We start from the raw sequence: 11891 nt of genomic DNA, 5'->3' as shown, positions 1-11891 counted from the left end.
TAGATCCATGTCCCTGGAACAGAATTACACCCAGATCCTCGGCCAACTGGGCGAGGATGTGACCCGCGAAGGCCTGCTCGACACGCCCAAACGCGCCGCCAAAGCCATGCAGTACCTGTGCCGCGGCTATGAACAGACCCTCGAGCAAGTCACCAACGGGGCTCTGTTCAGCTCGGACAACAGCGAGATGGTACTGGTCAAGGACATCGAGCTGTACTCCCTGTGCGAGCACCACCTGCTGCCATTCATCGGCAAGGCACACGTCGCCTACATCCCTAGCGGCAAGGTGCTGGGCCTGTCGAAAGTGGCGCGTATCGTCGATATGTATGCCCGCCGCCTGCAGATTCAGGAAAACCTCAGCCGCCAGATCGCCGATGCGGTCCAGCAGGTGACGGGGGCGCTGGGTGTTGCGGTGGTGATCGAAGCCAAGCACATGTGCATGATGATGCGTGGCGTCGAGAAGCAGAATTCGTCGATGATCACTTCGGTGATGCTGGGTGAATTCCGCGAAAATGCAGCGACTCGCAGCGAATTCCTGAGTTTGATCAAGTAAACCACCTGTAGCGAGGGGGCTTGCCCCCGAATGATCCGGATTCCCCATGGTGTGGCAGGATGCTGGTCTTCGGGGGCAAGCCCCCTCGCTACAATGAACGTGTGGAGACCGAAAATCATGTTGATGAAAGCCCTGCGCGTAGGCCTCGGCCAGGTGATCGTGATCGGCGACCTGCTGACCCGTCCGCGCAAGCAAAAACGCAACAGCGCCGACCAGGCCGCTGTCGACATCGCCGCCAAGGGCCTGAGCCTGTATCAGTTCCACGCCTGCCCGTTCTGCGTGAAAACCCGCCGCACCCTGCACAAGCTCAACGTGCCGGTGACCCTGCGCGATGCCAAAAACGACGTCAGCGCCCGCGACACCCTGCTGGCTGAGGGCGGCAAGATCAAAGTGCCGTGCCTGCGCATCGAAGAGAACGGCCAGACCACCTGGATGTATGAATCCAAGGTGATCATCGACTACCTCAACAAGCGTTTCGCCGCGGCCTGATCAGCGCATGCCGACATAGCCTGGCAGCGCCGCGACGCGCTCGAGCCAGGCGCGAATGGCCGGGAATGGCGCGAGGTCGAAGCCGCCCTCATCCGCAACATGGGTGTAGGCATACAAGGCGATATCGGCGATCGAGCACTGCTCGCCCACCAGGAAAGGCGTCAACTCCAGCTGCTTTTCCATCACCCGCAAGGCCTTGTAACCGCGCTTGTGGCAGACCTTGTATTCGTCCAGGCGATCTTCCGGCATCTTCAGGTAGAACTGGATGAACCGCGCCACTGCCACATAGGGTTCATGGCTGTACTGCTCGAAGAACTGCCACTGCAGCACCTGGGTGCGCAGGCGCGGCTCGGTGGGCAGGAAGCGGCTGCCATCGGCGAGAAAATTCAGGATCGCATTGGATTCCCATAGGTAGGTGCCGTCTTCAAGCTCCAGCACCGGGACCTTGCCATTGGGGTTCATGGCCAGGAACTCAGGGGTCTCGGTTTCGCCCTTGAGGATGTCCACCGCGTGCCAGGAGTACTCGAGGCCCAGCAGGTGCAGCATCAGCTTGATCTTGTAGCAGTTGCCTGACAGATAGTCGCCGTAGACCTTGTACATCTCGCGTCTCCCATGGAATAGGCGCTGACTGTAGCAAAGCTGGGGGAGCCGAGGCGAGGATTGGCTGTGCCGGGGCGAAAGGTCGTCCGGTGAATCCGGACCCGAGCGTTTTGCCCAGGCCACTGTATTGCAAAACATTTCCCTACCTGTATCGCAGCCATATCCGCCGCGGCGTTTAGGCTGGCGCCCCTCTGATCGCCCGAGGAGGGTATCCATGCTGTCTCCTGCCCACACGCCCCTGCGACCGCTGGCCGACACCTCGCCGTCGGCGGTGGTCGCCGGGTTCATTGCGATGATGACCGGCTACACCAGTTCGCTGGTGCTGATGTATCAGGCTGGCCAGGCGGCCGGGCTCACGAGCGGGCAGATCTCTTCATGGATCTGGGCGCTGTCGATCGGCATGGCCATCTGCAGCATCGGCCTGTCGCTGCGTTATCGCACACCGATCACCGTAGCCTGGTCGACCCCCGGCGCAGCACTGTTGATCACCAGCCTGGGCGGTGTCAGCTACGGCGAGGCGATCGGCGCCTATATCACCTGCGCAGTGCTGGTGATCATCTGCGGGGTCACCGGCAGCTTCGAGAAGATGGTCAAGCGCCTGCCCTCCTCCCTGGCCGCAGCGTTGCTGGCGGGGATTCTGTTCAAGATCGGCAGCGAGATCTTCGTCGCCGCCCAGCACCGCACCGGGCTGGTGCTGGGGATGTTCTTCACCTACCTGATCGTCAAGCGGGTTTCGCCGCGGTATGCGGTGCTGGCGGCGCTGGTGCTCGGTACCCTGGTCTCGGGCTTGCTCGGGCTGCTGGATTTCAGTGGCTTTGAGCTGCAAGTGGCGGTGCCTGAGTGGACCACGCCGTCGTTCACGCTGGGCGCGACCATCAGCATCGGCATTCCGCTGTTCGTGGTGGCCATGACCTCGCAGAACATGCCCGGTGTCGCGGTATTGCGGGCGGATGGTTATCAGGTGCCGGCCTCGCCCTTGATCACCGCTACCGGCGTGGCTTCGCTGCTGCTTGCTCCCTTCGGTTCCCACGGAGTGAACCTGGCGGCGATCAGCGCGGCGATCTGCACCGGGCCCCACGCCCACGAAGACCCGGCAAAACGCTACACGGCGGCGATGTGGTGCGGGATCTTCTACGGCCTGGCGGGGATCTTCAGTGCCACCCTGGCGGCGCTGTTCGCGGCCCTGCCCAAGGAGCTGGTGCTGTCGATCGCGGCATTGGCGCTGTTCGGTTCGATCATCAACGGCCTGACCCAGGCCATGAGCGAGCCCAAAGAGCGCGAGGCGGCGCTGGTGACCTTCATGGTGACGGCTTCGGGGCTGACGCTGTTCTCCGTGGGCTCGGCGTTCTGGGGCATTGTGGCGGGGGTGTTGACGCTGCTGATTCTCAACTGGCGTAAAGGCTGATTATTGTTGCGCCGGTACGGGCCCCTTCGCGGGCAAGCCCTGCTCCCACAGAGTAGGAGCCGGGCTTGCCCGCGAAGACGTCAAGCACAGCGCCCTGAATCATGTTGTTTGGCCGCCAGCCCCTTCGCGAGCAAGCTTTTTGCTCCCACAGTACAAGCAGACCCTCTAATAGCAAGGCAAGCCGACCCACTGGGGCAAGCATAGGCATCTGAGGGTGCAAGCCGACCCTCTGTGGGAGCAAGGCTTGCCTGCGAAGGGGCCGTGAAGTTCACGCCGTACTACAGCCGAAAATGCCCGACCATGCCCTTGAGCTCGTTGCCCAACTGCGCGAGCTCGATACTTGAGGCGGCGTTGCCCTGCATCGCCACCGCCGACTGATCGGCACTGGCGCGGATGCTGGTGACACTGCGGTTGATCTCCTCCGCCACCGAGCTCTGCTCCTCGGCTGCGGCGGCGATCTGATGGTTCATCTGCTGGATCATCGACACCGCCACGGCAATGCTGCCCAAGGCGCTTTCGGTCTGCAGGGCGTCGCTGACCGCCAGCTTGACCAACTCCTCACTGCTCTGGATCTGCTGCACCGAGGCCTGAGCGCCAAGGCGCAAGGCGCTGACCAGCCGCTCGATCTCTGCCGTCGATTGCTGCGTGCGGCGCGCCAGTGCCCGTACTTCATCCGCCACCACCGCGAAGCCACGGCCCTGCTCACCGGCCCGGGCGGCCTCGATGGCGGCATTGAGCGCCAGCAGGTTGGTCTGCTCGGCCACGCTCTTGATCACCTCCAGCACCGAACCGATGTTCTGGATCTCCGCGCTGAGGCTGGAGATCCCATGGCTGGCCGATTGCGAGCTGCTGGCCAACTGCTCGATACGCTGCATGCTCTGGCGCACCACCTGCTGACCGCTCTCGACCTTGCTGTCCGCCGCCTGCGCCGCGTGTGCCGCCTCTTCGGCATTGCGCGCTACGTCATGGACCGTGGCGGTCATCTGGTTCATCGCCGTGGCCACCTGCTCGGTTTCCTCCTTCTGCGTGCTGACTTCCAGGTTAGTCTGCTCGGTCACCGCCGACAGCGATTGCGCGGAGTGCGCCAACTGATCGATGCCGGTCTGCAAGCCGCTGACGATCCGGCTCAGCCCGGCCCCCATCTGCTGCATCGCCGCCATCAACTGGCCGATTTCGTCACGCCGATCGACGCTTGTCTCGCCGCTCAGATCGCCGTCGGCAATCTGCTGGGCGCGGCGAATCACGCTGCGCAACGGTGCCACGATCAAGCGCGTGATCAACCACGACGCCACTACGCCCACCAACAGCGCCAGGCCCGAGGCCACGATGATCAACAGCCTGTTTTTCTGCAATTCGACCTGCATCGCCTGATTCTGCTCGGCATAGGCCTGATTGACGCGGTTGACTACCTGATTGGCGCGGTCATGCAGTTGCGTGGAGGTCTGTTTTTCCTTGGCCAGCAGATCGGTGTACTCGCCCAGCGTCTGACTGAAAGCGGTGATATGGGTGACCGTCTCGCCGAGCACGGTCTGATACCCCGCGTCTTCAACCTTGGTCTGCAGCTCCTTGGCCTGGGTCAATGCCTCGTCCGCCTGGGTGATGCGGCCTTGGCTGCTGTCGTCCTCTTCGCCCTTGCGGTTCTTGTCGAGGCGTACCCGGGCCTCCTCCATGGCCTGCAGCATCAGCCGGCCAACCTGGCCCACCTGGTTGGCCTGATCGATGAACTCGCTGCCCCTCTCCCCTTGGGATTTCTTCAGCTCATAGGTGCCATCATCGGACAGCCCGGCTTGCAACACATCCAGGTTATTGGCGACGTTGGCCACCGACCAGCTGGCCATCTCCAGCGACAGCTCTTTGCTCTGGCTGATATCGAAAAACTGATCGAACGCGGTGCGGTAGGCCTTGAGGTCGACCTCGGCGCCGCTCATGACCGATTCGTTGGTCGGATTGAGGGTCTTGAGTCGAGCAGCGGTCGCCAGCAACGCGTCGACGCCCTTGCGCAGGGCGTCGGCCTGCTTGGTGTCCGAATGCAGGGCAAAATCCTGTTCCAGCAAGCGGGTGGTCAGCAGCTCGCTCTTGAGCGCCGACATCTGCTGGAGGCCATCGACCCGCTGGCTGATAGCCTGCAAGGACCACACCCCCAGCGCCGCGACCGCCACAGTCAGCAGCAACACCAAGGCGAAGCCCACCGCCAGTTTTTTCGCCATGGCGAGGTTGGCAAACCATCCACTGCTGGCCGACTTCATTGCTTCGCTCCCTTGATGCCCCCCAGTGGGCGGCATTCCTCATACAAGTTTCATGCAGAGTGGGCTGTGTATCAGCGTGGCAACAAGTGTTTGACGTCGGAATAATGGCAAATAGCTATGTGGATGTCGCTTTTGGCTATGTCGGGAGTCGCTCCAGAGGCGCGGCGGATTATTGCCCTAGCTGGGCCACCACATCCGCCAGCGCCTTGGCCGGATCGGCAGCCTGGCTGATCGGGCGGCCAATCACCAGGTAGTCGGAGCCGGCATCCAGCGCCTGACGCGGGGTGAGGATCCGGCGCTGGTCGTCCTGCGCGCTGCCCGCCGGGCGAATGCCCGGAGTGACCAGCTGCAGGCTCGGATGCGCGGTCTTGAGCGCCTGGGCTTCCAGCGCGGAGCACACCAGACCATCCATACCGGCCTTTTGCGCCAGTGCCGCGAGGCGCAGCACCTGCTCCTGGGGCTCGATGTTCAGGCCAATGGCGGCCAGGTCTTCACGCTCCATGCTGGTCAGCACCGTCACGCCGATCAGCAACGGCTTGGCACCAGTGCGCTGGTCCAACACCTCGCGGCAGGCCGCCATCATGCGCAGGCCGCCGGAGCAGTGGACGTTGACCATCCACACGCCCATTTCGGCGGCGGCCTTGACGGCCATGGCGGTGGTATTGGGGATGTCGTGGAATTTCAGGTCCAGGAACACCTCGAAGCCCCGCGCGTTGAGCGTCTCGACGATGCCCGAGGCGCTGCTGGTGAACAGCTCCTTGCCCACCTTGACGCGGCACAGGGCCGGGTCGAGCTGGTCGGCCAGCTTCAGGGCGGCGTCACGGGTAGGAAAATCCAGGGCGACGATGATGGGCGTCTGGCAGGCGGACATGGCGGGGCTCTCAGGGCAAGTCGAAATCGGCGCGCATTGTAGCGGATTTTGCGCGTGCACTGTGCAAGCGTAGCTACCCGTCACACCCCTACAATGGAACCACTGCGACATCAGGTCGCTCCAACGATTATCAGCGCCAGTTCCCCGCAGCCCTTGCGGCGAGTCCGCTGTCTTAGGAGGGTCATATGCCCTGGTATGCCTGGTTGATTCTGTTAGTGGCGATCGGCTCGATCGTCGGGGGCCTGATGGTCCTGCGTCAAAGCGCACAAAAAGTAGAGCTGACGCCTGAAGAGCTCAAGCGAGTTCATGAGCGTAATTCGGAGATGGATGCCAAAGAGGCGCGAGAACGCTGAACGGGTATTTGTATCGTCGCAGCCCGGCGGGATAACGAACCCATGCCTTCTCGCCTTCGGCAAGAAAGTTGCGCCGTCTGCTTTCATTTTTTGCGTCTGTTAACATGTCGACCAACATCCAACTCTCCCCAGCAGAGGTATTTCATGCGTTACTCAGCTGATCACAAAGCGCAGACCCACGAGCGCATCGTCAAGGAAGCCGCAGCGCGCTTTCGCAAGGACGGTATCGGCGCTACCGGTCTGCAGCCATTGATGAAAGCCTTGGGCCTGACCCATGGCGGGTTCTATGCCCATTTCAAATCCAAGGACGATCTGGTGGAAACCGCCCTGTGTTCGGCCGCCGAAGAAATGGGCGCCTTGGTGGCCGGCAAGTTCGCCGAGGACAAGCCGCTGGAAGGGTTCATCGACATGTACCTCAGCGATGCTCATCGCAAGCATCCGGAGCGTGGCTGCCCGCTTCCGACCATGGCCGCCGAGCTCGGCCAGCGCGGCCAACCCAGCCCAGCGGTGGACCGCGCGGTGCATCAGCGCGTGGAGCTGATGGCGCAGGCACTGGGCGACGACGATGAAGCGCAGGTGCAAAGCCTGGTGATGCTCTCGACCCTGATCGGCGCCCTGGTACTGTCTCGCAGCGTGGAAGATCAGGATTTCGCCGCGCGTATCCTCAGCACTGCGCGTGAAGCACTCAAGAGTCAGGCGCGAGCCAGCGCAGATATCCCATGAAACCTTGAATCAGTCTGTGCATAAGCTGGGGGAATAGTTTACCGGGCCTTGTAAACCGCAGCTATCGCCAAGTTGAGCAAAAAACGAGCAGTTTCAATGGCTTGTGCACATTTATGCTGTGTCTGCCTGTGGACAAGCTTGGGAGAACTGGCTGCAGGCCACGGCCCGCAAGGGCTGCGCAAGATCGATCAGTTATTGATCAACAGTAAGCGACTGATGTGGTTAAACCTTCCTGCAATCTTGAACGTTTTAGTTGTTCAGCAAAATCTTGAATGAGCCTGTGCATAAGCTGGGGGAATATGGCGCAACGCCATAGCCCGTATGGTTTTCCACCTGCTGAGCAAAAAACGAACAGTTTCAAAAGCTTGTGCACATTTTCCCTAGCTCTGCCTGTGGACAAGCTTGGGAGAACTGGCTGCAGGCCACGGCGCACAAGGGCTGCAGGAAGCTGGTTGTTTTTTGATCAGTACAGTGCCGGAATCCTGACAGCATCCAGTGCCAAGTCGAGCCCTCTTGGCTGCCTTTGCCGAATACGCGGCCGGCGAACTTGGGCCGTGATCGCTGCAAGGAAGGTTATTCAACAAAAACCTGCACCAGCCTGTGCATAACCTGGGGGAACACCGCGCAACGCCATAGCCGGTGCGGCTTGTAGCGGCTTGAGCAAAAAACGAGCAGTTTCAATAGCTTGTTCACATTTTCCCTAGGGCTGCCTGTGGACAAGCTTGGGAGAACCCGCTGCAGGCCACGGTTTACAAGGCCCGGAGGAAAATGAGTGTTTTTTGATCAGGCACAATCCGTGTGCCTTGATCCCGTCAGGCCGGGCTACTGCGTCCAGCGACGGAAGACGACGCTCGCATTCACGCCACCGAAGCCGAAGCCATTGCTCATCGCGTAATCCATCGCTAACGGTCGCTTCTGACCGTTGACGATATCCAATGCGCCGACGGCCTCGTCAGGGGTCTCGAAGTTGAGAGTTGCCGGCGCCACCTGATCCCGCAATGCCAGCACCGTGAAGATTGCCTCCAGACCACCCGCTGCGCCCAGCAGATGCCCGGTTGCCGACTTGGTCGAGGTGATCGCCACTTTCGCTTGCTCGCCGAACAAACTGCGGATCGCCGCCAATTCGCCCTTGTCTCCCACGGGAGTGGAAGTGGCATGGGCATTCAGGTGGCCGATCTGCTCAGGGGCAATGCCGGCTTGAGCCAGGGCCTGCTCCATGGCTCGACGCGCCCCGCTGCCATCCTCCGGCCCGGCGGTGAGGTGATAGGCATCGGCACTGGTGCCGTAGCCCACCAGTTCAGCGATCGGCTGCGCACCCCGCGCCAAGGCATGCTCCAGCGACTCGATCACCAGCAAGCCTGCCCCCTCGCCCATCACGAAGCCGTCGCGTCCCTGATCGAATGGCCGCGAGGCCCGCTGCGGCGCATGGTTATAGCCGCTGGACAAGGCTCGCGCAGCAGCGAATCCGGCAAGGCTGACCCGATCGATCGCCGCTTCGGTACCGCCACACAGGGCGATATCCGCCTCACCCGCGCGGATCATCCGCGCCGCGTCGCCAATGGCCTGCACCCCCGCTGCACAGGCGGTTACCGGTGCGCCCATGGGGCCCTTGAAACCATGCTGGATGGAAACATTGCCCGCCGCCAGGTTGACCAGAAACGACGGTATGGTGAACGGCGACAACCGTCGCGGCCCGCGGCTGTCAGTGGTGCGTACCGCGTCGGCGATGGCGCCAAAGCCGCCGATGCCAGAGCCGATCACCGTTGCCGTACGTACTTGCTGGGCCTCTGTCTGAGGCGCCCAGCCGGCATGCTGCAAGGCTTCACGGGCCGCCGCCATGGCAAACAGGATGAATCGGTCCATCTTCTTCTGATCCTTGGGCGCGACTGCCGCATCGGCATCGAAGCCGCCCTGTGGATCATCCGCCAGGTCCGGAACCCTGCCGCCCACCTTGCCGGCCAGATCCGCCACCACGGCCTCGGGCAGCAGCCCCAACCCTGAACGCCCTGCGAGCAACCGCTGCCAGACCGTTTCGACGCCGCAACCCAAAGGCGATACCACGCCCATCCCGGTGACTACAATCCTGCGATTCAACATATGACCCTCTACCCATTGGTTCGCCGGCGCACGTGAGCCCGCCGGGCGATTTAAATTACACCCATAATCTAAAAAATGAAATGACGGTCATCATCCAGTCGCTGCGTACCTTGAACGACGCCCATGAAAAAGCCGGTCAATGACCGGCTTCAATACCGCAGATTGCTATCACCCTAATGTCACTCGATCGTCAGCCGATCGCGATTCTTGTCCACCAGTGACTTGCCAATGCCCTGCACTTCCAGCAATTCGTCCACCGAGGCGAATGCGCCTTTGCTTTGTCGATGCTCCACGATGGCGGCCGCCTTGGCATTGCCGATGCCCGCCAGCTCACGCTGCAAGGTGTCCTGATCGGCCGTATTGAGATTGATCTTGCCCATTGGCGCCATCTCGGCCATTTTCCCGGTGTCACTGGCGGGGGGATTGGCTGCGAACGCTGGCACCGTAGAGAAGGTGGTCGCCAGGGCCAGTACCAGGGAAGGAAGCAGATAGTTGCGCATAACGGAGTCTCCATGACATCGATCGAAAAGAAGCGGCGTTCCTGAGCCGCCCACAGACCTTAGAGCAGCCCCCTCCCTGCGGCAAGCAGGCAGAACCGAGGAACTGTTTCCGGTTGTGCCAACATTGCCCTGGCGCCCCACGACGACTAATAAGCCGCGGCTGCCGACCAGCGGCTTAAAGTCCTGTGCCGGTCCGCCGAAAACCCGGTAACACCCCTTTGATGCTGGAGTTCCCATGGCCACCTTCGCGTTGTGCTGGATAGCTGCTTTGGTTGTTGCTTTTTTCATGACGGTCGGCCTGATCCGCGGCGGCAAGCGCCAGCAGGACATGGTCATGGCGCCGATCAAAGTGGACTCGGACGCCGACCCGCGCCGCCGCCGCAAGGGCTGAAATCCGACTCGCACCCTTCTGGCGAAGAACCCGGCCTTGAACACGAGGCCGCAGTCCGTAAGGCCATGAGCGTATCGCCAACCCGCATGGCCTATCGATACGACCGTCTCGCCCGCTACCTGCGTCCTGCGCAATGGCGACGCGTGCTCACATCCAGTAATAGTTAACCTCTCCCCGTTTCTGTAACGAAAATTTAACATTCGTTTTCGCGCATTGACTATAAAAACGGAGAGTCATGATGTTCGCCTTCCTGCGCCCTGCCCCGCACCTGCCCCCCATTGCCCAAGCCGAAATCGACACCACTTACCGGCGGCTGCGCTGGCAGATCTTCGCCGGCATCTTCATCGGCTACGCCGGCTACTACCTGCTGCGCAAGAACTTCTCCTTGGCCATGCCCTACCTGATCGAGGAAGGCTACACCCGCGGCCAGCTGGGCATGGCCATGTCCGCCATCGCCATTGCCTACGGCCTGTCCAAATTCCTCATGGGGCTGGTCTCGGACCGCTCCAACCCGCGCTACTTCCTGCCACTGGGCTTGCTGGTGTCGGCGGCGGTAATGTTCGTGTTCGGCTTTGCGTCATGGGCGACTTCCAGCGTCACCATCATGTTCATCCTGCTGTTCATCAACGGCTGGGCCCAAGGCATGGGCTGGCCACCGAGCGGGCGGACCATGGTGCACTGGTGGTCGCAAAAGGAGCGCGGCGGCGTCGTCTCGGTGTGGAACGTGGCACACAACGTCGGCGGTGGTCTGATCGGGCCGCTGTTTCTGCTCGGCCTGGGCTGGACCAACGATTGGCATGCGGCTTTCTACGTGCCGGCGGCCGTGGCATTGCTGGTAGCGATCTTCGCTTTGGTGACCATGCGCGATACCCCGCAATCGGTCGGCCTGCCGCCCATAGAGCACTACAAGAACGACTACCCCCAGGGCTACGACGAGAGCCATGAAGCGGAATTCAGCGCCCGCGACATCTTCGTCAAATACGTGCTGCGCAACCGAATGCTCTGGTTCATCGCCCTCGCCAACGTCTTCGTCTACCTGTTGCGCTACGGTGTGCTCGATTGGGCCCCGACCTACCTCAAGGAAGCCAAGCATTTCACCGTTGACACCACTTCGTGGGCGTACTTTTTCTACGAATGGGCGGGCATCCCCGGCACGCTGCTGTGCGGCTGGATGTCGGACAAGGTCTTTCGTGGCAACCGTGGCTTGACCGGGATGGTGTTCATGGGCCTCGTCACAGTTGCCACCCTGGTGTACTGGCTCAACCCGCCGGGCAACCCGCTGGTCGACATGATAGCGCTGGTCTCGATCGGCTTTCTGATCTACGGCCCCGTGATGCTGATCGGTCTGCAGGCGCTGGAACTGGCACCGAAAAAAGCCGCCGGTACCGCCGCAGGCTTCACTGGCCTGTTCGGCTATCTGGGCGGCTCGGTGGCGGCCAGTGCACTGATGGGCTACACCGTGGATCACTTCGGCTGGGACGGCGGTTTCGTACTTTTGATTGCAGCGTGCGTGCTGGCGATGGTGTTCCTGGCGCCGACGCTGTGGCATACCCGAGCGGTGAGCCAGGGGCGTGCAACCAGCGCTGGATAGCCGCCGCCCCCCCCGTTCAGGCCCGACCGCGACGGTTACCGCACGGGCCTGACCGCTGAAGGACGGATACAG

12 protein-coding genes and 1 pseudogene are annotated in these 11891 nt (G+C 61.9%); 7 read left to right on the top strand and 6 right to left on the bottom strand.

All coding sequences use genetic code 11. The features are described from left to right. Positions 1-7: 7 nt before the first annotated feature. Together folE and AC3WJP_RS08175 are read left to right on the top strand one after the other, a co-directional pair. Complete coding sequence (gene folE / locus AC3WJP_RS08180) at positions 8-553, top strand: GTP cyclohydrolase I FolE (protein ID WP_493720974.1); 546 nt, start codon at positions 8-10, stop codon at positions 551-553. A 117-nt stretch (positions 554-670) separates the two neighbouring features. Further along, the gene (locus tag AC3WJP_RS08175) at positions 671-1042 is read left to right on the top strand and encodes a glutathione S-transferase N-terminal domain-containing protein (RefSeq protein ID WP_493720973.1); all 372 of its coding nucleotides are present in this window, start codon (positions 671-673) and stop codon (positions 1040-1042) included. Here AC3WJP_RS08175 and AC3WJP_RS08170 read toward each other — a convergent pair whose 3' ends face one another. Next, positions 1043-1642: a glutathione S-transferase family protein gene (locus AC3WJP_RS08170; protein WP_493720972.1), complete on the bottom strand. Its 600-nt coding sequence runs from the start codon at positions 1640-1642 to the stop codon at positions 1043-1045. Positions 1643-1856: 214 nt separating this feature from the next. Here AC3WJP_RS08170 and AC3WJP_RS08165 point away from each other — a divergent pair, with 214 nt between their 5' ends. After that, positions 1857-3047 carry a benzoate/H(+) symporter BenE family transporter gene (locus AC3WJP_RS08165; protein WP_493720971.1) on the top strand — a complete coding sequence of 397 codons (1191 nt, stop codon included), beginning with the start codon at positions 1857-1859 and terminating at the stop codon, positions 3045-3047. A 278-nt stretch (positions 3048-3325) separates the two neighbouring features. Here the strand turns inward: AC3WJP_RS08165 and AC3WJP_RS08160 are convergent, their stop codons facing one another. From AC3WJP_RS08160 to pyrF, 3 genes and pseudogenes are all read right to left on the bottom strand, one after another. After that, positions 3326-4030: a methyl-accepting chemotaxis protein gene (locus AC3WJP_RS08160; RefSeq protein ID WP_493721174.1), complete on the bottom strand. Its 705-nt coding sequence runs from the start codon at positions 4028-4030 to the stop codon at positions 3326-3328. Positions 4031-4234: 204 nt separating this feature from the next. Beyond that, positions 4235-4411, bottom strand: a pseudogene (locus AC3WJP_RS08155) (HAMP domain-containing protein); the annotation flags it as partial. A gap of 1051 nt (positions 4412-5462) precedes the next feature. Continuing rightward, positions 5463-6164, bottom strand: a complete 702-nt coding sequence (pyrF, locus tag AC3WJP_RS08150) for an orotidine-5'-phosphate decarboxylase (RefSeq protein ID WP_493720970.1) — start codon at positions 6162-6164, stop codon at positions 5463-5465. 185 nt (positions 6165-6349) lie between these two features. Here pyrF and AC3WJP_RS08145 point away from each other — a divergent pair, with 185 nt between their 5' ends. After that, positions 6350-6517, top strand: coding sequence for a DUF2897 family protein (locus AC3WJP_RS08145; protein WP_493720969.1), 168 nt, complete (start codon positions 6350-6352; stop codon positions 6515-6517). A gap of 144 nt (positions 6518-6661) precedes the next feature. Further along, on the top strand, positions 6662-7240 hold the full coding sequence (locus tag AC3WJP_RS08140; protein ID WP_493720968.1) for a TetR/AcrR family transcriptional regulator: 579 nt from the start codon (positions 6662-6664) through the stop codon (positions 7238-7240). Between the two features lie 822 nt (positions 7241-8062). On the opposite strand, the gene fabF is transcribed toward AC3WJP_RS08140, so the two are convergent. Both fabF and AC3WJP_RS08130 read right to left on the bottom strand, forming a co-directional pair. After that, the gene (fabF, locus tag AC3WJP_RS08135) at positions 8063-9334 is read right to left on the bottom strand and encodes a beta-ketoacyl-ACP synthase II (RefSeq protein ID WP_493720967.1); all 1272 of its coding nucleotides are present in this window, start codon (positions 9332-9334) and stop codon (positions 8063-8065) included. A gap of 182 nt (positions 9335-9516) precedes the next feature. Further along, entirely contained in the window at positions 9517-9837 is a 321-nt protein-coding gene (locus AC3WJP_RS08130; protein WP_493720966.1) for a ComEA family DNA-binding protein, read from the bottom strand. 235 nt (positions 9838-10072) lie between these two features. Between AC3WJP_RS08130 and AC3WJP_RS08125 the strand changes: the two genes are divergently transcribed. Further along, positions 10073-10228, top strand: a complete 156-nt coding sequence (locus AC3WJP_RS08125; RefSeq protein ID WP_493720965.1) for a hypothetical protein — start codon at positions 10073-10075, stop codon at positions 10226-10228. 238 nt (positions 10229-10466) lie between these two features. Beyond that, positions 10467-11819 carry a glycerol-3-phosphate transporter gene (glpT, locus tag AC3WJP_RS08120; protein ID WP_493720964.1) on the top strand — a complete coding sequence of 451 codons (1353 nt, stop codon included), beginning with the start codon at positions 10467-10469 and terminating at the stop codon, positions 11817-11819. The last annotated feature ends 72 nt before the right edge of the window (positions 11820-11891 follow it).

The sequence above is a fragment of the Pseudomonas sp. GW821-FHT01A09 genome, from assembly GCF_058986725.1.
The sequence above is the reverse complement of the archived record's forward strand: the minus strand, read 5'-3'. Positions and strand labels throughout refer to the sequence as shown.

Excerpts from the sequence above, each read along its gene's own strand:
- glpT (WP_493720964.1), top strand. The coding sequence starts at position 10,467 with ATGTTCGCCTTCCTGCGCCCTGCCCCGCACCTGCCCCCCATTGCCCAA.
- pyrF (WP_493720970.1), bottom strand. The coding sequence starts at position 6,164 with ATGTCCGCCTGCCAGACGCCCATCATCGTCGCCCTGGATTTTCCTACC.
- AC3WJP_RS08130 (WP_493720966.1), bottom strand. The coding sequence starts at position 9,837 with ATGCGCAACTATCTGCTTCCTTCCCTGGTACTGGCCCTGGCGACCACC.
- AC3WJP_RS08145 (WP_493720969.1), top strand. The coding sequence starts at position 6,350 with ATGCCCTGGTATGCCTGGTTGATTCTGTTAGTGGCGATCGGCTCGATC.
- AC3WJP_RS08165 (WP_493720971.1), top strand. The coding sequence starts at position 1,857 with ATGCTGTCTCCTGCCCACACGCCCCTGCGACCGCTGGCCGACACCTCG.
- AC3WJP_RS08175 (WP_493720973.1), top strand. The coding sequence starts at position 671 with ATGTTGATGAAAGCCCTGCGCGTAGGCCTCGGCCAGGTGATCGTGATC.
- AC3WJP_RS08160 (WP_493721174.1), bottom strand. The coding sequence starts at position 4,030 with ATGACCGCCACGGTCCATGACGTAGCGCGCAATGCCGAAGAGGCGGCA.
- folE (WP_493720974.1), top strand. The coding sequence starts at position 8 with ATGTCCCTGGAACAGAATTACACCCAGATCCTCGGCCAACTGGGCGAG.
- AC3WJP_RS08125 (WP_493720965.1), top strand. The coding sequence starts at position 10,073 with ATGGCCACCTTCGCGTTGTGCTGGATAGCTGCTTTGGTTGTTGCTTTT.
- AC3WJP_RS08140 (WP_493720968.1), top strand. The coding sequence starts at position 6,662 with ATGCGTTACTCAGCTGATCACAAAGCGCAGACCCACGAGCGCATCGTC.
- AC3WJP_RS08170 (WP_493720972.1), bottom strand. The coding sequence starts at position 1,642 with ATGTACAAGGTCTACGGCGACTATCTGTCAGGCAACTGCTACAAGATC.